Below are 22457 nucleotides of genomic sequence, written 5' to 3' on the forward strand. Positions count from 1 at the left end.
CCTTTCAATTGTACTGCAATTCCTATAGGCGCGGGCACCATGGACCAGATAGTGCCAACCGCCGCCAGCGTGCTCGACGAAGTGACGCTCACCGCCCAGGAAGTTCGCGATGCCGCTGCGCGCATCGGCGACAAGATCGTGCGCACGCCCACGATGTACAGCCGCACCCTGAGCGAGATTACCGGGGCGAACATCTGGCTCAAGTTCGAGAACCACCAGTTCACTGCCTCCTACAAGGAACGCGGCGCACTCAACGCGCTGATGCAGCTCTCCGACGAGCGCAAGTCACGCGGCGTGATCGCGGCCTCGGCCGGGAACCACGCGCAGGGCCTCAGCCACCACGGCACCGGGCTCGGCATTCCGGTCACCATCGTGATGCCGCGCACGACACCGCTGGTGAAGGTGATGCAGACCGAAAGCGTGGGCGGCAACGTCGTGCTCGAGGGCGAGAGCTTCGACGATGCCTATGCCCACGCCCGCAAGCTCGAGGTCGAGCGCGGGCTGACTTTCGTACATCCCTTCGACGATCCGCACGTTGCCGCGGGGCAGGGCACCGTCGCGCTCGAGATGCTCGAGGATGCGCCCGAGATCGATACGCTGGTGGTCCCCATCGGCGGCGGCGGTCTGGCCTCGGGCATGTGCACCATGGCGCGCGACATCAATCCTGACATCCGCCTGATCGGTGTCGAGGCGCAGCTCTATCCCTCGATGTACAACCTGCTCAAGGGCATGAACCTGCCGATCGGCGGGGATACGCTGGCCGAAGGCATCGCTGTGTTCTCGCCCGGGCGCTTCACCTCGCGCACCTTGCGTGGGCTGCTCGACGAACTGTTGCTCGTGGGCGAGCCGCGCATCGAGAGCACGCTCGCGCTGCTGCTGCAGATCGAGAAGACGCTGGTCGAGGGCGCGGGCGCCTGCGGACTTGGTGCGGTGATCGACAACCCCGACATCTTCGCCGGGCGCAACGTCGGCATCGTCCTGTCGGGCGGCAACATCGATACCCGCCTGCTCGCCAACGTGCTGCTGCGCGATCTGGCCCGCTCGGGCCGCCTCGCGCGTCTCAAGATCGGCCTGCAGGACCGTGCGGGCGCCCTCTTCAAGGTCGCCAAGGTGTTCCACGAGCACAACGTGAACATCATCGAGGTGCTGCACCAGCGCATCTTCACGCACCTTCCCGCCAAGGGCCTCGTCACCGAGATCGAGTGCGAGGCGCGCGATGCCGCGCAGCTCGACAAGCTGGTCGCCGCGCTGCGCCGCCAGGGCTACGAGGTCAAGCAGGTCGAGACCGACTAGGCGGGGGACGTCCTGGCCGGGCAGAGTAAGGCTCGCCTGGCCAGCCCTGCCGCGACTGTGTGCGCAAAATGGGCGCAGTGACTGCGTAATCTTTTGGTCAGGTTACCACCGGGGTGCCGGTCCATTATGGATGGGCCGTGTTTACCTGTGCGCGCGAAGTCGCCCCTTAATGGCACACACGGGGCGATCGGAACGCGAATCTGGTGCGTATTGAGACATGGTTCACCGGATTCGTAGTTAAAACTCTTCCAACGCGTGCCCGGGACATGCATATTTGCTAAGAAGGAACGGCATAAGGCTCAGATGGTCGCGCTAGCCGTTCACCCGTGAACCCCCGAAGGCCGTCGCCGCGACGGGCGGCCAAGGCATGAAGGACACGACCTCGACGTGACGGCTCCCGTTCGCTTCCCCCGGTTCTTCGTGACGAGCCCCGCTCCGTGCCCCTATCTGCCTGGTCGGAGCGAGCGCAAGGTATTCACCGAACTCAAGGGGCAGCACGCGGATTCGCTCAACGACGCTCTCAGCCGGATCGGCTTTCGCCGCAGCCAGACGGTCGCCTATCGCCCCTCCTGCCTCGATTGCAGTGCCTGTGTCTCGGTGCGGGTGGTTGCCAGCGAATTTGCGGCCTCCTCGTCGCAGAAGCGGGCGATCAAGGCCAATGCCGACCTCGTTGCCACGGTCTGCCGGCCCTGGTCCACGAGCGAACAGTTCGATCTTCTCCAGGCCTACCTCGCCGAACGCCATCCCGAAGGCGGGATGACCACGATGGACGAGGTCGATTATGCGGACATGGTCGAACATACCCCGGTCACCAGCTATGTCGTCGAATATCGCGAACCTTCGGCGGACGGCGTTACGCCCGGGCGGCTTGTCGGAGCCTGCCTGACCGACCGGCAGTGCGACGGGCTGTCGATGATCTACAGCTTCTACGACCCCAAGAGCACCCGCAAGGGGCTGGGCAACTACATCATCCTCGACCACATCGCACGCTCGCGCGAGATGGGGCTTGCCTATGTCTACCTCGGCTACTGGGTCGAGGGATCGGCGCGCATGCAGTACAAGGTGCGCTACCGCCCGATGGAACGGCTGGCCACCTCGGGCTGGGTACGGATCGGAGCGGAAGAACAGGACGCGCTGATCGCTGCGGCCGTGGCCAGCCCGCGTGGCGAAGACGGCTTGCGCACCGGCTGCACCAAGGATGGCATGCCGGCCGTCTCGAAAACCTGCGCGCCCTGACTGCAGACACTGACTGCAGACACTGACTGCGGATCAATCTGCGGCGTAGAGTCGGGCTTCCTCGGCACGGCGTTTCTGAAGTCCGGCGAGCACTTCGCCATCGTTGTGCACCCAGCGCGCGAATTCGCGTATCACGCCGGCATGATCTCCGGCACGGTGCAGGCGGGTCAGCGTGGCGTGCCTGATCGCGCCGGTGTTGTAGTGGAACGAGACCAGGGCATCGAATTCATGCGGCCGGGTCGCACTTGTGCCGATGGCGCTGCTGACTTCGGCGGCATGGCGGGCCAGATCGCGCTCGAAGCGCGTCTCGCACTGTTCGCGGGTCCAGATCGTGCCGGGGCCGATCCCGGACCCGGTAGCGCCGAAGCCGATCGACCAGGGCGTGCCATCGCGACTGCCCGGGTCGGGATAGGCCTCGTAGCGTCCGTCGGGGCGACGGCGCGCGCAGCCTTCCCACTTGCGGATCAGGGCGCGCCCGGCGGGACCGACTGTGTGATCGCTCGAGTCAGGGGCGGCGATTTCGCCCAGGGCACGATCAATCGCGGCATCGAGGCGCTCGACCTCTTCGAGGGCGAAGCCGCGTCCGAGGATCAGGCGCACTTCATCGAAAACCGGCTTGCGATCGAGCATGGGCTACTCCCGGGTCTGGTTATGGGGAAGCCTCGATCGCTACGCGCACGGTGCGATGTAGGAGAGTGAAAAGATGGTTATCGCGCCAAGTGCCGTGCCCGCCACACGCGGGGACACGGTACTCGGTGCCGGAAGGTCAGGTCTGCTTGAGCAGGCCGTCGACCGGGATCGCGATGCTCTGGCCACCGGCAAGGGCGTCCTTGTTCAGCGCGACTTGCTTGCCATCGGGAGAGGCGACCATGATCGCCTCGTTTTCGCGCGTGAAGGTCAGTGCCTCGCCGGCGAGGTTGGTCATCGTGACAGAGCCATCTTCGCTCGTGTCGATCGCGGCAGCGAGATCGTCGAGGGTCACGTAGCCGGGCAGCATGTGCTCCTTCAGGAGCGCTGCGATAGCGGCGTTGTCGCTACCCTCGATCATGTCCTTGCCGTTCTCGCCCAGCGTCGCGAAGGCGGCGTCGTCGGGCGCGAGCAGAGTGTAGCTGGCCTTGCCGTCGAACACGCTGGCAAGCCCCGTCTTCTCAAGAGCGCTGGCGAGGCTCGAAAGGTTGTCGGCATCTGCAATCAGCGCTGCGACCGATTGTGCCGATGGCACGGCGGCAGCCTCGGGCGTGTCCTCGTTGCTCGAGCAGGCGGAGAGACTGCAAAGCAGCATGGCTGCGGCAAGGCCGTGGCACAGGCGGTTTTTCGTCTTTGTCGTCATCTTGCGCGCCTCCCTCACGTCAGCAGCTCGATCGCGGCCTGAACCAGCTGGGTCGTCGGATCGAGCTGGTAGATATAGCCGTCGGAGTAGCGGTAGTTGGCCTCGGGCGTATCGTAGTACTGGTCGCGATAGTCGTAAGGCACGTTGTAGACATCGTAGCCCATCGGCATCGGCTCGCCGACCGAGATCTGGTTTCCGGTCAGGAGGGCCGCGATCGACTCGATCTCGGAAGAACCGGAATCGACCCGGTAGATCGTGTCGTCGTAGTAGCGATAGGACGATGCCCCGCCGAGGTCGTAGTAGCTGTCGTAATAGTCTGGCAGGGCAGCACTCTGGTAGGTGCCGGGCCACAGGTTACCGATAGAGAGCGCGCCGGCGAGAAGCGGGATATAGCTCAGGATCGAGCTTCCACCGCCACCGGTGCGCAGCATGTACCCGTCCGAATAGCGATAGCCGCTGCCCCAGTCGCCGTACCAGTCGGCGCGCTGCCACGAACGGTCGGCCTTGCGCGCAAGGCCTGGCGGGGTGCAGCCGTTGTACTTCTTGGCGAGACCCGGCGGGCAGCCGTCGTAGGCGCGGCGACGATCGAGTGCAGACCAGTCGACGCTGCGCCCCGAGGTGAGCACGCGCACGCGATCGTTGGTAGGAACGGTGAAGCTGCGTCCGCCCGGACCATCGTAGCTGACCCGGCGCACGTCGTCGCGCTGAGGACGGCGCGTGACCTTGGCTGAATTGCCTTTCTGCGGATTGCCCGCGGCGACCTTACCCTTGTTGCCGCTGCCACCGTTATTGCTCTTGCCCGGACCGTTGCCGGGGGCGGATTCGTTGGTTTTGGCCGGGCCCTTGCCATTGTTCTTGCCGTTCCCGGGAGAGACGGGCGAATGCATGGCGACGGTCTGGCGTTGCGCCTTGCCGGGGTTCCCTGCCGACTTGGACTTGCCGCCTCCATTGCCATTGCCGTTGCCGCGCTGGCTGGAGGACGCCTGCTGGTTCGGCCTGGCGCCATTTCCCTGGCTGCGGTTCTTGTCGTCGCCCTTGTTGGTGCCCCCTTTGTTGGCACTCCCCTTGTCAGCGCCCTTGCCGCCGCCGTTGCCTTGTCCCTTTTGCGATTGCGCGGCCTGGGGCTTGCCACCCTTGTCGTTGCCTTTGCCGTTACCGTTCCCGCCTCCGGGCTGGGCCGAGGCGGCACCGGCGACGAGGGCCAGTCCTGCAACCGAAGCGACGAGGGCGGCTGCGATCCCGCCGGCATTTTTCGTTGGCTTGGACGCCATGTCGGAATCTCCTTTCGGGTCCAACAAACGCGGCAGCGGCCCCCGCGTTCCCTCATGGCCGACGTGAGGGCGATGGGGGGGCGGTTCCGAGGGCAGGCGCATTCGCCAACGAAAAGGGGCGTCCGGATTGCTCCGGACGCCCCGCTCGGTGAACACTCGCCTCCTGTCCGTGCGCCCTTGGCGCGCGGGCGGAAGAGCGGGAGATCAGGCGCTGTAGTACATGTCGAACTCGACCGGCGAAGGCGTGGTTTCCCAGCGCAGCACTTCGGGCCACTTGAGTTCGAGGTAAGCGTCGATCTGGTCCTTGGTGAAGACGTCGCCCTCGAGGAGGAAGGCGTAGTCGGCTTCGAGCGACTCGAGAGCCTCACGCAGCGAGCCGCACACGGTCGGGACTTCTGCGAGCTCTGCCGGGGGCAGGTCGTAGAGGTTCTTGTCCATGGCTTCGCCGGGGTGGATCTTGTTCTTGATGCCGTCGAGGCCAGCCATCAGCAGTGCCGAGTAGCACAGGTAGGGGTTGGCCATCGCGTCGGGGAAGCGGAACTCGACGCGCTTCGCCTTGTCGCCCGCACCGTAGGGGATGCGGCACGAGGCCGAGCGGTTGCGGGCCGAGTAGGCCAGCAGCACGGGGGCTTCGTAGCCCGGCACCAGGCGCTTGTAGCTGTTGGTGGTCGGGTTGGTGAAGGCGTTGAGGGCCTTGGCGTGCTTGATGACACCGCCGATGAAGTACAGGCAGGTGTCCGAGAGGCCGGCGTAGCCGTTGCCCGCGAAGGTGGGCTTGCCCTCGTTCCAGATCGAGATGTGCGTGTGCATGCCCGAGCCGTTGTCGGTCTTGATCGGCTTGGGCATGAAGGTCGCGGTCTTGCCGTAGGCCTGGGCAACCATCATCACGACGTACTTGTAGATCTGCATGCGGTCGGCCGTGGTGGTCAGCGTGCCGAAGGTCAGACCCAGTTCGTGCTGCGCGGCGGCAACCTCGTGGTGGTGCTTGTCGCAGGGCAGGCCCATCTCGAGCATGGTCGAGACCATCTCGCCGCGGATGTCGGTGGCGCTGTCGACCGGCGCGACCGGGAAGTAGCCGCCCTTGGCACGCGGGCGGTGGCCCATGTTGCCCATCTCGTATTCCTTGTCGGAATTGCCGGGCAGCTCGATGTCGTCGATCTTGAAGCCGTTGCCGTTGTAGCCGTCGTAGAACTTCACGTCGTCGAACATGAAGAACTCGGCCTCGGGGCCGACGTAGACGGTGTCGCCGAAGCCTGCCGACTTGACGAATGCCTCGGCGCGCTTGGCGGTCGAGCGCGGATCGCGGGCGTAGAGCTCACCGGTCGAGGGCTCGACGATGTCGCAGAACACGATCAGCATCGGGGTGGCCGAGAACGGATCGGTGTAGACGGCGTCGAGGTCGGGCTTGAGGATCATGTCCGACTCGTTGATGGCCTTCCAGCCCTCAATCGAGGAGCCGTCGAACATCAGGCCGTCCTCGAGCTCGTCTTCGCTCAGAACGCCGGCGCACATGGTCAGGTGCTGCCACTTGCCCTTGGGGTCGGTGAAGCGCAGATCGACCCATTCGATCTCTTCGTCCTTGATCTTCGTCAGGACGTCCTTTGCACTAGCCATTTGCGTGATTCTCCAAGTTGCTCTTCCGCGCGGGAAGAGGGTCAGGGGTGGTTGGCATGTCCGGGATCGCGTCCGGCCCCCCAGCCGTCAGGTCCCGTTTCGAAATCCGGTCCGTGCAGGTGCCGGGCCTCACATGGTCGTGGCGAGGGCGCCGGGCTTTCCTGCGCGGGGCCGTTCAAAGCGCTTCGTCGTTGCGCTCGCCGGTGCGGATGCGCACCGCGGTCTCGATCGGCACGACGAAGATCTTGCCGTCACCGATGCGCCCGGTCTGGGCAGCGTCGGCAATGGCCTCGACGACGCGGTCCGCAAGCGAATCGGAGACCACGACCTCGAGTTTGACCTTGGGCAGGAAATCGACCACGTACTCGGCGCCGCGATAAAGCTCGGTATGGCCCTTCTGGCGTCCGAAGCCCTTGGCCTCGGTGACGGTGATGCCAGAGACGCCGACTTCGTGCAGCGCCTCCTTCACTTCGTCGAGCTTGAAGGGCTTGATGATGGCTTCGATCTTCTTCACGCCAGACGCGATCCCTGCTCAGTTTTTCCCGGGCATTGTCTCGGAGCGCCGGCCCGGGACCGGGAACTCCATGACCGAATCCCAAGCGGATTCGGGTCAACGGTCAGATGGCAGTCGTAGGGCAAGTGTGCAGGCGCGGAAAGAGCGGAAATGGCGCATTCACCAATGGGATTAGCCTTTTCGGAAAGGGTGTGGCGCTCTCACGGCAATTGCATGATCAACATTGAGGCATGTTCTGCCTGAAAATTGTGCATTGCCGCGCGGCTAGGCGTGGCGCTGCCTCGCTCGGTTCGAAAAGATCGCCAGCGTGAACTCTTGTTGCGTGGGTTTGGGGTGAGCTCGGGAAGGGGATGCCTTGTCCGCAAGCAGCCCTCGGGGCAGCTTGCGGACACCTGGCTCAGAGGCGCAGGCCCGCGGTCTCGTCGAGGCCGGCCATGATGTTGAGGTTCTGCACGGCAGCGCCGCTGGCGCCCTTGCCGAGGTTGTCGAGCACCGCGGCGAGGCGCGCCTGAGCACCGTCGGCGGCACCGAAGACGCGCAGGCTCAGCGCGTCGCTAGGCTCCATCGCGCGGTGCAGAAGCAGTTCGCCCGGGGTGTCGACGAGGACCTTGACCACCGGGCTGCCCGCGTAGAATTCGGCGAGGGCTGCGCGCAGTTCGTCGGGGCTGCCTGCCTTGTCCATCATCGAGAGGTGGAGCGGCACCTCGACCAGCATGCCGCGATGCGCAGGAACAACGGCCGGGGCGAAGACGGGATCGTGGCCGATGCCCGCATGGCGCTTCATCTCGGGCACGTGCTTGTGACCCATGGCGAGGCCATAGGCACGGTAGGCGATGTCGGGTTCCTGCTCGAAGCGCGAGATCAGCGCCTTGCCACCGCCCGAGTAGCCCGAGACGGCATGGCAAACGTAGGGCCAGTCGGCGGGCAGGAGGCCTGCGCGAACCAGCGGAGCCACGAGCGCGATGAAGCCGCTGGGGTAGCAGCCCGGATTGCTGACGTGGCGCGCGTCCGCGATCGCCTCGTGGCCGATCACTTCGGCAAAGCCGTAGGTCCAGCCCTCGGCGGTACGGTGCGCCGAAGAGGCGTCGATGACGCGCGTGGTCTCGTTGCGGATCATTCCGACCGCTGCCTTGGCGGCATCGTCGGGCAGGCACAGGATCACGAAGTCCGCATCGTTGAGCGCTTCGGCGCGTGCGGCATCGTCCTTGCGCTTCTCGTCGTCGAGGATGATGAGCTCGAACTCGCTGCGTGCCTCGAGCCGGGCCGCGATCTCGAGGCCGGTGGTGCCGGCGGCGCCGTCGATGAAGACCGTGCGTGCCATCAGGCGGCCCCGTCCGTTGCAGGGTCCGTTGCGGGAGCGAGCTGGTCGAGCGCGACGTAACCGACGAGGCCGTCCTCGCCGATCTGGCCCCAGGTCCAGGCGCCCGCGATGTCGAGCACGTTGAACGTGGTGCCCGCCTCGATCGTGGTGATGGTCTCGCCATCGCGGTGACCGGTCGCGCGCAGAAGGGCGCCCTCGAGCGTGCGGCGCGGCATCGGCACGGCGTAGTGCGGCACGAAATAGATGCCTGCCAGCTTGATGTGCGCGAGGTCGCCGCGCACGGGGAGGCAGTCGGGTTCCGCCGGGGTGCTCGGCCCGGTCATCGCCAGCATGCCCTCGATGTGCGAGGGGCGGGTATAGGAATCCTCAGTAGCCAACGCGGGTCTATCTCCAAAGGCAAAGATGGGCGCGCTTAGCTGTGCCATGGCCAATGTGCAAGCTTATGCGCCGTTCTGGCCGTAGCGCGAGGCGAGCATGTGCCATGCCGCACGCAGGCCGAGGGCTGCGCCACCCTTGCTGCGGCCGGGCTTGGCGGCCGGGCGCCAGGCGAAGGTGTCTAGGTGCGCCCAGTCGCAGTCCTTGGGCACGAAGCGATCGAGGAACAGCGCTGCCGTGCAGGCGCCTGCGAAACCGCCGGTGCCTGCGTTGTTGATGTCGGCGATGTCGGACTTGAGGTACTCGCGGTAGCCCTCGTGCAGCGGCAGGCGCCAGCACGGATCGTCGCTTTCCAGCCCTGCATCGAGCAGCGCCTGCGCGGTCCCGTCGCGCCGCGCGAAGAGCGCGGGCAGGTCGGGGCCGACGGCGACTCGCGCTGCGCCGGTCAGCGTCGCGAAGTCGATCACCAGTTCGGGCTCGCCCTCGCCGGCGCGGGCCAGCGCGTCGCCCAGGATCAGGCGCCCCTCGGCATCGGTATTGCCGATCTCGACCGAGATCCCGGCACGGCTCTTGAGGATGTCGCCGGGGCGGAAGGCATTGCCCGCGATGGCATTCTCGACCGCGGGGACGAGCAGGTGCAGGCGCACCGGCAGCTTGTTGTGCATGATGAGGCGGGCGAGCGCGAGCGCATGTGCGGCACCGCCCATATCCTTCTTCATCAGCAGCATGCCCGAGCCCGGCTTGATGTCGAGGCCGCCCGAGTCGAAGCACACGCCCTTGCCGACCACGGCCACGCGTGGATGCTTGGGGTCGCCCCATTCCAGCTCGATCATGCGGGGTGCATGGCTGCGAGAAGCGGCGCGGCCGACGGCATGGACCATGGGAAAGTCGTGCTCGAGCATGTCGCCACGGGTCACGCGCAGTTCGGCGCGGAAGGCCTTCTGCAGGCTTTCGGCTTCGGCCTCTAGCTGGGCCGGCCCCATGTCCTCGGCGGGTGTGTTGACGAGATCGCGCACCAGCATGACCGCCTCGGCCTCGGCGCTGAGCGCCTCGATCGACTTGACTTCGCTGGTAAGAAGCACGCGCGGGCCTTCTTCGCGCGGTTCGGACAAGTAGCGCTCGAAGGCGTACTGGCCGGTGATCCAGCCGAACATCGCGGGCCCCGGTTCGCCACCGACGCGCCGGTAGGTGCCGGCAGGAAGCTTCTCGGCGAGGCGCGCCATGCACCAGCTCGACAGGTTTGCGGCATCGGCGACGCCCGAGACCACCGCCCAGCCTTCGCCATCGGGAATGATCGCATGGTCGTAGCCGTCCGCGACGAAGCGCTGGGCATCGAGCGCTGCGCGCTGCGCGCCGTTCAGGCCCTTGCGAAAGGCGTCGAGGCCATCCTTGTCGACGAGGTGGATCGCGGTCGCGCTCTGGCCGCGGTCGGGCTGAATCAATGCGTTCTTGTCGCTCATGGCTTCGTTCTCTAGCCTCCCCGCGATCGATAGTGCGAGAGGAAATTTGGATGGGCATGGGCACTTGGGGTGAGCGACCCGCTTTGCAAGGGGCATCGGCTGCAAAGCGGATACTTGCCCTGACGCTTTGCGCCGGTTTCGGCCTTGTCCTGTCGGCCTGTTCGGGCGGCGCCGAGCAAGAGGCGCAGCAGGCTGTCCCGAGCGAGGGAGCAAGCGCTGCGGCGATGGGCGCAGCCACTCTCGATGCCTCTGCTGCGGATGCGACAGAGGCCGCATCGCCCGAACTCGAGTTCAGCCAGAATGCGGGCCGCGCGGTTGACGTCTCGACCGATCTTTACGAATTCCAGTACGCCTACCCCGATGCAGCCGGCGCGATCGCCCCGCTCAAGGCAGAGCTCGACGCGCGGCTCGACAAGGCGCGCAAAGGACTTGCCGAAGGTGCACGCGAAGAGCGCAAGGCGGCGAAAGAGGGCGGCTACCCCTACCGGACCTATTCCTATGGCGAGACCTGGAAGGTTGTCACCGACCTGCCCGGCTGGCTTTCGCTTTCCTCGGAGATCTACACCTACACGGGCGGCGCGCATGGCATGAGCGGGTTCAATGCGTTGCTCTGGGACCGCAAGGCCGAGGCGCTGCGCAAACCGCTCGACCTGTTCGCCTCGCCCCAGGCGCTGTCCTCGGCGCTGCGCGAGCGTTTCTGCAAGGCGCTCGATCGTGAGCGTGCGGAGCGGCGCGGAGGGCCCGTGAAACCCGATGACATGTTCGGCGACTGCATCGACCCGGTCGAGCAGACAGTGCTGCTCGGCTCCTCCAACGGCGCGACCTTCGATCGCATCGGCATCGAGGTCGGACCCTATGCCGCAGGGCCCTATGCGGAGGGCAGCTACGAGGTCACCCTGCCGGTCGACGGCGCCGTGATGCGCGCGCTCAAGCCGCAGTATCGCGGCAGCTTCTCGCCCTCCAGTTAGGCGCGTGCAATCGCGGTTGCGCAGTTCGGGGCGCACGCGGCCTCGCAATCGCTGTGCGAAATCGCTATGTGGGCGCCATGACCGATTATCAGACCGTCGAACCCGGAGACCAGACCGTCCTGCGCGACGGGACCATCAAGCTGCACGGCCCCGAGGCCTTCGAGGGTATGCGCAAGGCGGGCCGTCTCGCAGCGCAGATCCTCGACGAGATCGCGCCCATGGTGCAGCCCGGTGTCACCACCGCCGCGCTCGATGACAAGGTTCGCGAACTGACCCTCGATGGCGGCGCGGTACCTGCGACGCTTGGCTATCGCGGCTATGCGCACTCGTGCTGCATCTCGATCAACCACGTGGTCTGCCACGGGATTCCCAGCGAGAAGACGCTCAAGGACGGCGACATCGTCAACATCGACGTGACCCCGCTGCTCGACGGCTGGCACGGCGATTCGAGCCGCATGTACTTCTCGGGCGAACCCTCGCTGAAGGCGCGCCGCCTTGTCGACGTGACCTACGAGTGTCTGATGATCGGCATCGAGCAGGCCAAGCCGGGCAACCGCATCGGCGATATCGGCGCAGCGATCCAGCGCCATGCCGAATCGCACCGCTACGGCGTCGTGCGCGAATTCTGCGGTCATGGCCTCGGGCGCCTGTTCCACGATGCGCCCGAAGTCGTCCATGCCGGACGTCCGGGTACCGGTCCGGAAATCCGTCCGGGCATGTTCTTCACCATCGAGCCGATGATCAACCTGGGCAAGCCGGCGGTGAAGCTGCTCTCGGACGGCTGGACGGCGGTCACCCGCGACAAGTCGCTCTCGGCGCAGTTCGAGCACTCGATCGGCATCACCGAGGACGGCTGCGAGATCTTCACGCTCAGCCCCAAGGGCCTGCACCAGCCGCCTTACGCGGTCTGATCGTACACCGTTCGTCCCGGCGAAGGCCGGGGCGGCCGTGTCCGGCGCACGATATCGCGTTGTGCAACGCCCGCGCCTGCAGCTTGCGCTGGCATGGCCATGCGTCGCCGCTTGAAACATCCTCGCGCAAGGCTTTAAACGAGAGCCTCTTCCTCCGTGCCCGGGCCGTCGCGCTCCGGTACCTAGAACAGGCGTTTTCGTGACCCGCACCGCTCTTCTTCGCCCGCTCCTTGCGGTTACCGCGCTCGCTGCCAGCCTCGGTCCAAATGTCGCCATGGCGAGGGAAAACTGGACGCTGGTGATCCACGGCGGTGCAGGCGTAATCCGGCCCGACAAGATCACTCCCGAGCGAGAGGCGGCGGTCAAGGCTGCGCTGCGCAAGGCGCTCGATGCGGGCAGCGCGGTTCTCGACAAGGGCGGCGCTGCGCTCGATGCGGTCGAGGCGGCGCTGCGTGTGCTCGAGGACGACCCCAACTTCAACGCCGGGCGCGGGGCGGTCTTTACTTCGGCCGGGGCCAACGAGCTCGATTCCTCGATCATGGATGGCGCGACCCGTCAGGCGGGCGCGGTGGCGGGCGTCACGCATACGCGCCACCCGATCAGCCTCGCACGGGCCGTGATGGAGCGCAGCAAGCACGTGATGCTCGCTGGCGAAGGGGCCGATGCTTTCTCACGTGAGAGCGGGCTCGAACAGGCCGATCCCTCGTGGTTCCGCACCGAGGAGCGCTGGCAGCAGCTCCAGCGCCTGCTCCACCCCGAACAGGCCTCGGCCGAGGATCACGTGGTGAAAAAGTACGGAACGGTCGGCGCGGTCGCGCGCGATGCCAAGGGCAACCTCGCGGCGGGCACCTCGACCGGGGGTATCGCGGGTAAGCTCTACGGGCGCGTGGGTGACAGCCCGATCATCGGCGCCGGGACTTACGCTGACAACCGTGCCTGTGCGGTCTCGGCAACGGGCGCGGGCGAATACTATATCCGCGAAGGCGTCGCGCACGAGATCTGCGCGCGCATCCGCTTCCTCGGTGAAGATGCGCAGAAGGCCGCCGATACGGTGCAGGCAGAGACGCTGGCGCTCGGCGGTGATGGCGGAGTTATCGTAATCGACGCGAGTGGCAATCCGGCCTGGTCGTTCAATACGCCTGGCATGTACCGCGCCAAGGCGCGCGAGGGGCGCGAGCCCGTCGTCGCGATCTACGGCGATGCGACCTCAGAACGATAGGACCGCCTCGCCGATCGCGTCCCAGACCTGCGCCAGGTCCTCGTCGGTGATGCAATAGGGCGGCATCACGTAGACGGTATTGCCGAGCGGGCGCAGCAGCACGCCACGCTCGCGGAAGAAGGCCATGAGCCGGGGGGCGAGCGCATTCATGTAGCCATCGGCCTCGTTCGACTTGAGGTCGAGCGCGGCGATCGTGCCGAGGTTGCGCGGGCGGTCGAAATGATAGACCTGCCCGAGCTTGTCGAGCCAGTGCGCCTGCTTTGCCGAGAGGGCGGCGATGCGCTCGCGCACCGGTTCCTCGCGCCACAGCTTGAGGTTCGCGCAGGCCGCCGCGCAGGCGATCGGATTGGCGGTATAGCTCGAGGAATGGAAGAACATGCGCGCGCGGTCGGACGAGAAATGCGCCTCGTAGATCGGTTCGCTCGCCATGGTCACCGCGAGCGGCACCGCGCCGCCGGTGAGGCCCTTGGACAGGCACAGGATATCGGGCACCACATCGGCCTGTTCGCAGGCGAGCAGCGTGCCGGTGCGGCCCCAGCCGGTCATCACTTCGTCGGCGATGAACAGCACGCCGTAGCGCGCGCAGATCTCGCGCACGGCGGCAAGGACGCGGGGCGAATAGACCAGCATTCCGCCCGCGCCCAGCACCAGCGGCTCGACGATGAGCGCGGCGGTATCGCGCATGCGGCACAGCGCCTCGAGCGCGTCGAGCGTGTTCTGCCCGGTTTCGTCTTCGGGAAAGGGAATGCGTCCGACGTCGAAGAGCAGCGGGTCGTAGGGCTGGTTGAACACTCCGCGCTCGCCCACCGACATCGCGCCGATGGTGTCGCCGTGGTAGCTGTGCTCCATCACCACGATCCGGCTGCGCGCCTCGCCGCGCCAGTGCCAGAAGCCCAGCGCCATCTTGAGCGCGACCTCGACGCTGGTCGAACCCGAGTCGGAGAAGAACACGCGCGTCAGCGTCTCGGGCATGATCGTGCGCAGGCCTGCGGCGACTTCCTCGGCTGGCGCGTGGGTCCACCCGGCGAAGATCATCTGGTCGAGCTTTTGCGCCTGCTCGGCGATCGCGGCCATGATCGGGGGATGGCAGTGCCCGTGCGTCGTCACCCACCAGGACGAGATCGCATCGATCATGCTGGTACCGTCGGCAAGGTTGAGCCGTGCTCCCTTCGCACTCTCGACCATCGGGATCGGCTCGCCTAGGCCGTGCTGGGTGAAGGGGTGCCAGATCGAGGACGTGCGCTCGAGGGAAGTCATGGGCGAAAGTCCTCCAGCGTGAAGTTTTCGAGAAACGCGTTTCGTAGCGCTTCGGGCGTCAGCGGGTCGAGGCGCGGCAGGCGACCGAGGCGGCGCACCTTGCCCAGCTCGCAGATAATCGCCTCGCTGTCGGGCTCGCTATCGCCGACGAAGGCGACGCCGAGCACGGGGATGGCGCGGGCGCGCAATGCCTCGAGCGAGAGCAGCGAATGGTTGATCGTGCCCAGCTGCGTGCGTGCGACAAGCACGACGGGCGCGCCCCACCGCGGGAACTGGTCGATGTAGGTGCGGCGGCGCGTGAGCGGGACGTGCACGCCGCCCGCACCCTCGACGACCAGCGGCCCTGAGACCTGTGGCAGCGCGAGGCGTTCGGGATCGATCTCGACCCCGTCGATCTCGGCGGCGCGATGCGGCGAGCAGGGGGTGGCGAGGCGGTAGGCCTCTGCCAGCACCTTCTCGCGTGCGAGCCCGCCGAGATTGGCGACGCGCTCGGCATCCGTTTCGCCGAACACCTCGTGCGGCTCGACGCCCGCCTGTACCGGCTTCCAGTAGTGCGCGCCCAGCGCTCCGGCGAGCGCGGCGGCGAAGACGGTCTTGCCGATCTCGGTGTCGGTGCCGGTGACGACCAGCGGCTGGCAGGGGCTTTGCGCGGACATGGGGGGCTTTCCGGTCAGGGTTCTTGGCGGGTGATCACCAGGGTCGCGACCTCGTATGTCACCCGGCAATGGTTACGCTCGAATTGGGCCATGACTGCGCGAAGCTGCGCAGGGGTGAGCGGGCGATGGTTGCCGCGCGCGGTGCCGGCACCGATGGCCTTGATCGCGCGCAGGAAACGCGCGGCACTGGCATGGGTTTCGGTGTGGTAGGTTACCTCGAGAACCTCGGGGTTTAGCGCGGCGAAGGCCTCCACGGGAGGAAAGGCGGGCGTCCCGGCGGCAAGGCCGAGTTCTTCGTGCGCCGCGCGCCATTCGGCAAAGGTGCCCGAAAGCAAGGTTGCGACAACGATGCGGCCGTCCGGCGCGAGCCAGTCGCGCATGCGTGCAAGGGCGGCGGGAGCATCGGCGAACCACTGGAGCGCGAAGCTGGAGCACACGAGGTCGAAGGGGCCACCATCGGGCGTGCCGTTCTCACCATCGAGCACGGCGAAGCGGCTTCTGGCCGTGTTCCCAAGCCCTGCGCGGCAACGCTCGACCATCGCTGCCGAAAGGTCGGTGACGAGCCAGTCGCCGCCGATCCCGTTTTCGCCAAGCGCGCAGGTGAGAAAGCCCGTGCCGCAGCCGATTTCGAGCAGGCGCGGCTCTGGCGGGAGCGCCAGACTTGCGATGCGCGCGGCAAGCTCGTCCGCCACCTTGCGCTGGATGCGCGCCTCACCCTCGTAGTCGCGCGCAGCGTCGAAGGCGGCGGCGATGTCGTCCCGTCGGGGCATCATCGCGCGAGCGTCCCGATCATGCCGCGTACCGCCTGTGCGCAGAGCGCCGGGTCCTCGAGCGGCAGCAGGTGGCCGCCCTCGGGCACGTCGATGCGCTGCGCGTCCTCGCGGGCGAAGGCCTCCTCGCGCATGGCGGGCGGGAGCAGCGGGTCGCGCCCGCCATGGATTGCGAGCAGCGGCACCGGGCAGGGCGGGCTGTCGCCGTCGCGAAGGCGCAGCAGGTCGGCCTGCAGCAGCGGGGTGTCGAGCGTGTCGGGATCAGCCGCTTCCTCGCCTTCGGGGCAGCCGCATGTGCGGCGAAAGTCGGCGAGCACGCTCGCGGGACTCTGAGCGAAGCGGCGGATCATGCGGTCGACCACGCGCACTGGCACGCCCGCCTTGTCCGGCCTTGCGGTGAAGCGCGCGAAACCGTTGATCGCGACCAGCCCTACGAGCCCCGGCGGCGGCGCGGCGAGCAGGCGCATGGTGCCAAGGCTGTGCGTCACCGCGATGCAGGGACCTTCGACCTGAGCATCCGGCCCAGTCGGGGCGCCGAAGTAACCCCGGTCTTCGATGACCTGCTCCCATTCGCGCAACTGCGCGGCGAGCGGGCGCCAGAACCCGGCATCGAAACCCCAGCCGTGCACGAAGAGCAGCTTCATAGCGCCTGCGCGAGCGCGCCGAGCAGCGCGTCGATCTCTGCCTCGCCGTGGGCCGCGCGAAGGGCGATGCGCAGGCGGCTCGAGCCTGCGGGCACCGTCGGCGGACGGATCGCGCCTGCCAGCATGCCTAGTGCTTCCAGCCGCGCGGCAAGCGCCATCGTTTCCGCCTCGCCGCCGATGATGGCGGGCACGATCTGGCTCGAGCTTGGTCCGTGGTCGATGCCCAGAGCGGCGAGACCCGAACGCAGCCGTTCGCCCATCGCGCCAAGGTGCGCGCGCTCGGCATCCATCTGCGGCACGAGGTCTAGCGCGGCATTGATCGCGCCGAGGACGCCGGGCGGGGGCGCGGTGGTGAAGACGAAGCCGCTGGCCGCATTGACAAGGTAGTCGATCAGCACGCGCGATCCCGCGACATAGGCGCCGAAGCCGCCCAGCGCCTTGCTGAAGGTGCCCATCGCGAGATCGACCCCGCCGGGAACCTCGGCGCACAGGCCCGCGCCGCCGGGGCCGAGCACGCCGGTGGCATGGGCCTCGTCGATGTAGAGCGCGGCATCGTGGCGCTCGGCCAGTGCGCGCAGCGCCGCAATGTCGGCGCGGTCGCCGTCCATCGAGAACACGCTCTCGGTCAGGATCAGGCGCGCGGGCGCATCGCGGCCCTTGCTCTCGAGGAGCTGCTCGAGGTGGGCGAGGTCGTTGTGGCGAAAGCGATGCTGGCGCAGGCCCGCCATCGCCAGCCCGGCATGCATCGAGGCGTGGTTGAGCCGGTCGCTGAAGACCGCGAGCCCCGGCATGGCGGCGGCGAGCGCGGGGATCACCGCAGCATTGGCCTGCCAGCCGCTGGCGAAGACGAGCGCGGCTTCGGTGTGCTTGAAGCGCGCGATCCGTTCTTCGAGTGCGAGTTGCGCCGCGCTCGTGCCGGTGACCAGCCGCGAGGCGCCCGAGCCGGTGCCGTATTCGCGCGTAAATGCGTTTGCACGCTCGGCGAGCAGGGGATGGCGGGCAAGGCCGAGGTAGTCATTGCTCGAAAAGTCGATCAGCGTGCGACCATCGCGCAGCAAGCGACCGTTCGCTTCCAGCGCGGTCGGGCGCAGCACGCGGCGCTGTCCGGCACGCTCCATGCGCACCAGCGCTGCATCGAGGAAGGGGTCGAGCCTGCTCATCGTGGCTGCCGGTTATGGCATGTGCGCCGCGCTGACAATGGCTCAGGTCGCAAGCGTGCATACGGCGCGGCGCAGCACGTGGGGTTGTCATTGCAACCAGCGCTGACGAGATAGGTTGCCCATTGGTATCGCCTGCGGCCCGCATTCGGCGGGCGACAAGGCCCAGCAACGTATAAATCAGGAATTTTCATGAAGGTCTTCATCGTCGGCGCCGCTGGCAAGATCGGTTCACGGCTCGTGCCGCTGCTCGCCGGGGCAGGGCACCTGCCGCTCGCCCTCCACCGCAAGCCCGAACAGGCCGAGGCTCTCACCGCCGCCGGCGCAACGAGCGTCGAAGGCGACATTACCGCGCTCGACACCGACGGGCTTGCCGCGCTCATGCAGGGTGCCGACGCGGTGGTGTTCAGTGCCGGGGCCGGCGGTGCGGGCTACGAGCTCACAAACGCGGTCGATGGCGAGGGGCTGATCAAGTCGGTCGCCGCCGCACGCAAGGCGGGCATCGCGCGCTTCGTGCTGGTCTCGGCCTTCCCCGAAGCCGGGCGCGATGCCGAGCCCAAGGCGGGTTTCGAGAACTACATGCGGGTCAAGAAGATGACCGATGCGCACCTTGCGCAGAGCGATCTCGACTGGGTGATCCTGCGCCCGGGCACGCTGAGCGATGGCGCGGGCAGCGGCAAGGTCAGCATCGGGCTCGCGCTGACCTATGGCTCGGTGGCGCGCGATGACGTCGCCGCCACGCTCGCCGGCATCCTCGAGCGGCCCGCGCTCTCGCGGGTGATCCTCGAGCTGACCGAAGGCGATACGCCCCTGGCCGAGGCGCTCGACGCGATGGCCTGATCGCTCTCCTCCCCGCCACTTGCGGCGAGGCGAATCCATGCCGGGACGGGCCGAGCCTTCCGCACCTTGTCGGCATTGGTCGGATTGCGCAGAGACCTTGGCGTGTCTTGCAGGGCCTTGTCCTGCTCACTGCAAACCAAGGATAGTTTGATGTCGTACCGCCATGCTCTCGCTCTTGCCGCAGGTCTTGCCGCCGCAGCCGCGATGACCGCCAGCCCTGCCTCGGCGCAGGTCACCGCCGAGGCCAACGTTGCCAAGTGGAAGGGCCAGTGGGGCGGCGAGATCGGCGTCGGCTACCCGATCCTGCGCGATGGCGGCTTTTCGGTGACGCCCTCGGTCGGCGCGTTCATCTACGACCGCGATCACCCGAACTACTACGAGGTTGGCGACGAGTGCTATCGTCGCGTGGACGATGCTCCGGCCGGCGAGAGCCGCTGCGACGGCAGCGGGCTCAAGGCTTACGGGCGGGTAGAGGCGACCTACAGCCTGCCGATGTTCTCGCTGGGCGTGGGCGCACGCGCGATGGGCGATTCGGTGCGCGCCTATGGCACGACGGCCATGCCGGTGATGCCGATGATCGATGCCAAGCTGAACCTTGGTGACGGCTACCTTGCGGCAGGCCTGCAGGCGCGCTTCTGACGATCAGCCTTCGAGGAGGTCGAGGTAGGCGACGACGTCGTTGTCGGTGGCGATGAACAGCCCCTCCTGGACTTCCTCGACCTGCTGCGCGGCGACGTCCATGGCCTGTGACAAGGGGCCGTAGAACAAGGTGTTCGCCGCGCCGCCCTCGGCCGCGCCATCGAGGTGATAGAGCCGGACGCTCGCTTCGAGATGGGTGGTGCGCATCAGTCCTCGTCCTTTTCGCGGCGCGCGCCGTCGACGTTGCGCACGATCCGCGCAAGCTCGGCCTCGGTCGCTGCCCGCTCGCCCTTCGTACGTCCGTGCAGTGCGCGGTTCGCTTCGGCATCGGCCTTCGCGGCGCTGCGCTGCTTCGCCTTGCGGGCCATGCGGAGGTTGACGATCTCGGCCATGTCCTTCCCCATGTCGTGAAACCGCGCGCAAGGCAATCGGGTTCGCAGGGCAAAGGCCGGGCGAGGGGCAATGCCCCCGCGGCTCAGGCCTCGATGGCGACGGTCGAGACGCCGAGGTCGGGCAGGCCGACCGAGCGCTTGCCCGAGAAATCGGTGCGCACCACGATCAGCCCGTCCTTTTCGAGATAGTCGAGCAAGCGCTGCACGCGGCGCGGGCTGCTGGTGCCGTAGATGCGCGCGAGTTCGTTGTCGTCGGGGCACGGCTTCTCGTCCATCGCCGCGCGCGCGATCATGTAGAAGGGCGCGAGAGCATCGTCGGGCACGTGCTTGGCGAGATTGATGAGGTCGACCCAGCGCTCGTCCTCGGGGTCCTCGATACCGGCGATGGCGGCGGCGAAACCGCGGCGGAACATCGTCGCATCGAGCCCGCGCACCGAGATGCCCTTCATCCGGCAGCGGATGGTGAAGTCCTGGAACAGCGTGGTCGAGGACTGGAAGGTGCAGTCCTCGTCGGCGGCCATCGCGTTCATAATCTCGACCATCGCCGCGCGGGTTTCCTCGGGCTCTGGCTCGGGACGCTCGGGGCGCGGCGGCAGCGCCTCGCCCGCGGGGCCCGAGGAGATCGCATCGTCGAGATCCTCCATCTCGACGCGCGCGCGCGGCGCCGGGCGCGGAAACTCGGGGCGCTCGGGTTCGACGTGAAGATTGTCGTGCAGCAGTTCGCGCAGTTCCTCGGTCGAGGCCGTGGGCAGCGGCATCAGGCCAGGCGTAACCGACTTGGCGCCGGTCTTGACCGAGCCGATTCTGGTCTTGACCGGGCGGCGCGCAATGGCGGGGCCAAGGCCGAGAAACTCGCCGCGCCCGAGATCGCGGATGGTCTCGGCCTGGCGGCGCTCCATGCCGAGCAGGTCGGCGGCGCGCACCATGTCGATGTCGAGGAAGGTGCGCCCCATCAGGAAGTTGCTGGCCTCGGCGGCGACGTTCTTGGCGAGCTTGGCCAGACGCTGCGTGGCGATCACACCGGCAAGGCCGCGCTTGCGCCCGCGGCACATGAGGTTGGTCATGGCACCGAGCGAGATGCGGCGCGCTTCCTCGGAGACCTCGCCCGCGGCGGCAGGGGCGAACATCTGCGCCTCATCGACCACCACGAGCGCGGGGAACCATTGCTCGCGCGGGGCATCGAACAGCGCGTTGAGGAACTGCGCCGCGCACTTCATCTGGCTGTCGATCTCGAGTTCGTCGAGCGCGAGCACGACCGAGGCGCGGTGCTGGCGAATGCGGGCGCCGAGCCGGGCGATCTCAGCCTCGCCATAGGCCGCGCCGTCGATCACCACGTGGCCGAATTCCTCGGCGAGAGAGACGAAGTCGCCCTCGGGGTCGATCACGATCTGCTGGACGATCGGTGCGCTCTCCTCGAGCAGGCGGCGCAGCAGGTGCGACTTGCCGGACCCGGAATTGCCCTGCACCAGCAGGCGGGTCGCGAGAAGCTCCTTGATGTCGATTTCGGTCGGCTGGCCCTGGGCCTCGGTGCCGATGACGATGTTCGCGCTCACGGGGCGCCTGATGGCAGAAAGGGGGCCGCGCTGGCAAGGCTTGCCTCGGTGTTTTCCAGAGCGCACCGCCGCGTCCGGCGCGCGCAGATCGAAGTCGGATTTGCGGTAGGTCACCGAATTTGTCATATGTGAATGACAATATTGGAGGGGGAGAACCGTCATGCTGATCGGCCTCGTCGGCACACCGCGCTCGATTGACCCGAATGTCCGTCCCGAATTGCTGCCCGACCTTCCGCAAGGGACGGTGCTGCGCGGCTGGCCCTCGCGCATCGGCCTGTTTCCGTCGAGCCCGGTCGAGCGCGACATGCAGGCGATCGGCCATCTCGAGGCAGGGCTTTGCGCCGTCGAGGGCGGGGCGCGGGCGCTGGTGCTCGACACCCTGGGAGACTACGGCCTCGACGCGCTGCGCAACGCGGTCTCAGTGCCGGTGACCGGGGCTGGCGAGGCAGGCATGGCCGCTGCGGCGCGGCACGGCAGGTTCGCCATCGTCACGGTCTGGCCCGCATCGATGAACTTCATCCCGCGCTCGCTCCTGCGCCTCTACGGCCACGAGGTCGCCTGCATCGCGATCCACAACGTCGGTGGGCAGGAGGACCTCGCGAACCTCTCAGGCCCGCAAGGCTATCTCGCGCGAATCGCCGGGGGCGAGAGCGCGGTCTTCGCGCGGATCGGCACCGCCATCGATGCGGCCGTGGACGCGGGCGCGCAGGCGATCCTGCTGGGGTGCACCTGCATGTCGGGACTTGCCAAGAGACTCGGGGCCAGGGCGCGGGTGCCGGTCGTCAATCCGCTGCTCGAGGCTGCCCGCGAAGCCGTTGCCGCCGCCTCGGGGCAGCCGGACACAGGCGCGGTGCTTACCGCGCGCAGGGACGCGCTGAGTCGCATGGTCGATGCCCTTGCCGACCTGCCCGAGGAAGCCTGCCCGGTCTGCGTCGCCGAATAAGGCAGCTGCGTCGCGGCGCAGGCACGTTCCGTCGCGGCGCAAGCCCTGCGGCGGCTGCCCTCATCGTCCCATGGTACAATTGGCGGGCGCTGGC

General features: G+C 67.3%; 24 protein-coding genes. 8 read left to right on the forward strand and 16 right to left on the reverse strand.

Annotated features, from left to right (window positions below; all coding sequences use genetic code 11):
* The first annotated feature begins 39 nt into the window (after positions 1–39).
* The gene (locus tag I5E68_RS02415) at positions 40–1293 is read left to right on the forward strand and encodes a threonine ammonia-lyase (RefSeq protein WP_197160410.1); all 1254 of its coding nucleotides are present in this window, start codon (positions 40–42) and stop codon (positions 1291–1293) included.
* A 387-nt stretch (positions 1294–1680) separates the two neighbouring features.
* The gene (locus tag I5E68_RS02420) at positions 1681–2529 is read left to right on the forward strand and encodes an arginyltransferase (RefSeq protein WP_197160412.1); all 849 of its coding nucleotides are present in this window, start codon (positions 1681–1683) and stop codon (positions 2527–2529) included.
* A gap of 33 nt (positions 2530–2562) precedes the next feature.
* Here I5E68_RS02420 and I5E68_RS02425 read toward each other — a convergent pair whose 3' ends face one another.
* From I5E68_RS02425 to I5E68_RS02460, 8 genes are all read right to left on the reverse strand, one after another.
* Positions 2563–3159 carry a lysozyme gene (locus I5E68_RS02425; RefSeq protein ID WP_197160414.1) on the reverse strand — a complete coding sequence of 199 codons (597 nt, stop codon included), beginning with the start codon at positions 3157–3159 and terminating at the stop codon, positions 2563–2565.
* Between the two features lie 136 nt (positions 3160–3295).
* On the reverse strand, positions 3296–3859 hold the full coding sequence (locus I5E68_RS02430; protein WP_197160416.1) for a fasciclin domain-containing protein: 564 nt from the start codon (positions 3857–3859) through the stop codon (positions 3296–3298).
* Between the two features lie 14 nt (positions 3860–3873).
* A complete protein-coding gene (locus I5E68_RS02435) occupies positions 3874–5130 on the reverse strand; it encodes a hypothetical protein (protein WP_197160418.1) in 1257 nt (418 codons plus the stop codon).
* Positions 5131–5334: 204 nt separating this feature from the next.
* Positions 5335–6744 carry a type I glutamate--ammonia ligase gene (glnA, locus tag I5E68_RS02440; protein ID WP_197160428.1) on the reverse strand — a complete coding sequence of 470 codons (1410 nt, stop codon included), beginning with the start codon at positions 6742–6744 and terminating at the stop codon, positions 5335–5337.
* Between the two features lie 175 nt (positions 6745–6919).
* Positions 6920–7258 carry a P-II family nitrogen regulator gene (locus tag I5E68_RS02445; RefSeq protein ID WP_197160430.1) on the reverse strand — a complete coding sequence of 113 codons (339 nt, stop codon included), beginning with the start codon at positions 7256–7258 and terminating at the stop codon, positions 6920–6922.
* 397 nt (positions 7259–7655) lie between these two features.
* On the reverse strand, positions 7656–8579 hold the full coding sequence (argC, locus tag I5E68_RS02450) for an N-acetyl-gamma-glutamyl-phosphate reductase (protein ID WP_197160432.1): 924 nt from the start codon (positions 8577–8579) through the stop codon (positions 7656–7658).
* Positions 8579–8956 (reverse strand): SH3 domain-containing protein, encoded by a 378-nt coding sequence (locus I5E68_RS02455; protein ID WP_323982067.1) that lies wholly within the window; start codon positions 8954–8956, stop codon positions 8579–8581. The genes argC and I5E68_RS02455 overlap by 1 nt, the downstream gene beginning before the upstream one ends.
* A gap of 63 nt (positions 8957–9019) precedes the next feature.
* The gene (locus I5E68_RS02460) at positions 9020–10414 is read right to left on the reverse strand and encodes a leucyl aminopeptidase family protein (RefSeq protein ID WP_197160434.1); all 1395 of its coding nucleotides are present in this window, start codon (positions 10412–10414) and stop codon (positions 9020–9022) included.
* Between the two features lie 50 nt (positions 10415–10464).
* Here I5E68_RS02460 and I5E68_RS02465 point away from each other — a divergent pair, with 50 nt between their 5' ends.
* The 3 genes from I5E68_RS02465 (at position 10465) to I5E68_RS02475 (ending at position 13512) form a co-directional block, all read left to right on the forward strand.
* On the forward strand, positions 10465–11382 hold the full coding sequence (locus I5E68_RS02465; protein ID WP_228726774.1) for a DUF4163 domain-containing protein: 918 nt from the start codon (positions 10465–10467) through the stop codon (positions 11380–11382).
* 77 nt (positions 11383–11459) lie between these two features.
* On the forward strand, positions 11460–12293 hold the full coding sequence (map, locus tag I5E68_RS02470; RefSeq protein ID WP_197160441.1) for a type I methionyl aminopeptidase: 834 nt from the start codon (positions 11460–11462) through the stop codon (positions 12291–12293).
* 274 nt (positions 12294–12567) lie between these two features.
* Complete coding sequence (locus I5E68_RS02475; RefSeq protein WP_197164449.1) at positions 12568–13512, forward strand: isoaspartyl peptidase/L-asparaginase family protein; 945 nt, start codon at positions 12568–12570, stop codon at positions 13510–13512.
* Here the strand turns inward: I5E68_RS02475 and I5E68_RS02480 are convergent.
* Genes I5E68_RS02480 through bioF form a run of 5 tightly spaced genes read right to left on the reverse strand, consistent with a single transcriptional unit; the run spans position 13501 to position 17999 of the window.
* Positions 13501–14769 (reverse strand): adenosylmethionine--8-amino-7-oxononanoate transaminase, encoded by a 1269-nt coding sequence (locus I5E68_RS02480; RefSeq protein WP_197160443.1) that lies wholly within the window; start codon positions 14767–14769, stop codon positions 13501–13503. The genes I5E68_RS02475 and I5E68_RS02480 overlap by 12 nt on opposite strands.
* Positions 14766–15425, reverse strand: coding sequence for a dethiobiotin synthase (gene bioD, locus I5E68_RS02485; RefSeq protein WP_197160447.1), 660 nt, complete (start codon positions 15423–15425; stop codon positions 14766–14768). The genes I5E68_RS02480 and bioD overlap by 4 nt, the downstream gene beginning before the upstream one ends.
* A 14-nt stretch (positions 15426–15439) precedes the next feature.
* Positions 15440–16198 (reverse strand): methyltransferase, encoded by a 759-nt coding sequence (locus I5E68_RS02490; RefSeq protein ID WP_228726775.1) that lies wholly within the window; start codon positions 16196–16198, stop codon positions 15440–15442.
* Positions 16195–16839: an alpha/beta fold hydrolase gene (locus I5E68_RS02495; RefSeq protein WP_197160449.1), complete on the reverse strand. Its 645-nt coding sequence runs from the start codon at positions 16837–16839 to the stop codon at positions 16195–16197. The genes I5E68_RS02490 and I5E68_RS02495 overlap by 4 nt, the downstream gene beginning before the upstream one ends.
* Entirely contained in the window at positions 16836–17999 is a 1164-nt protein-coding gene (gene bioF, locus I5E68_RS02500) for an 8-amino-7-oxononanoate synthase (protein ID WP_197160451.1), read from the reverse strand. Before bioF ends, I5E68_RS02495 begins: the two co-directional genes overlap by 4 nt.
* 189 nt (positions 18000–18188) lie before the next feature.
* On the opposite strand from bioF, the gene I5E68_RS02505 reads away from it, so the two are divergent.
* Both I5E68_RS02505 and I5E68_RS02510 read left to right on the forward strand, forming a co-directional pair.
* Positions 18189–18836, forward strand: a complete 648-nt coding sequence (locus I5E68_RS02505; protein ID WP_197160453.1) for an SDR family oxidoreductase — start codon at positions 18189–18191, stop codon at positions 18834–18836.
* A gap of 150 nt (positions 18837–18986) precedes the next feature.
* The gene (locus I5E68_RS02510) at positions 18987–19475 is read left to right on the forward strand and encodes a hypothetical protein (RefSeq protein ID WP_197160455.1); all 489 of its coding nucleotides are present in this window, start codon (positions 18987–18989) and stop codon (positions 19473–19475) included.
* A gap of 3 nt (positions 19476–19478) precedes the next feature.
* On the opposite strand, the gene I5E68_RS02515 is transcribed toward I5E68_RS02510, so the two are convergent.
* From I5E68_RS02515 to I5E68_RS02525, 3 genes are all read right to left on the reverse strand, one after another.
* A complete protein-coding gene (locus I5E68_RS02515) occupies positions 19479–19682 on the reverse strand; it encodes a hypothetical protein (RefSeq protein ID WP_197160457.1) in 204 nt (67 codons plus the stop codon).
* Positions 19682–19867: a DUF4169 family protein gene (locus tag I5E68_RS02520; RefSeq protein WP_197160459.1), complete on the reverse strand. Its 186-nt coding sequence runs from the start codon at positions 19865–19867 to the stop codon at positions 19682–19684. The genes I5E68_RS02515 and I5E68_RS02520 overlap by 1 nt, the downstream gene beginning before the upstream one ends.
* A gap of 83 nt (positions 19868–19950) precedes the next feature.
* Positions 19951–21420: a helicase HerA domain-containing protein gene (locus tag I5E68_RS02525; protein WP_197160461.1), complete on the reverse strand. Its 1470-nt coding sequence runs from the start codon at positions 21418–21420 to the stop codon at positions 19951–19953.
* Positions 21421–21580: 160 nt separating this feature from the next.
* Between I5E68_RS02525 and I5E68_RS02530 the strand changes: the two genes are divergently transcribed.
* A complete protein-coding gene (locus tag I5E68_RS02530) occupies positions 21581–22363 on the forward strand; it encodes an aspartate/glutamate racemase family protein (RefSeq protein WP_197160463.1) in 783 nt (260 codons plus the stop codon).
* Positions 22364–22457: the final 94 nt, after the last annotated feature.

Origin of the sequence: Novosphingobium aureum (assembly GCF_015865035.1) — a bacterium.
GTDB classification, from domain to species: Bacteria; Pseudomonadota; Alphaproteobacteria; order Sphingomonadales; family Sphingomonadaceae; genus Novosphingobium; species Novosphingobium aureum.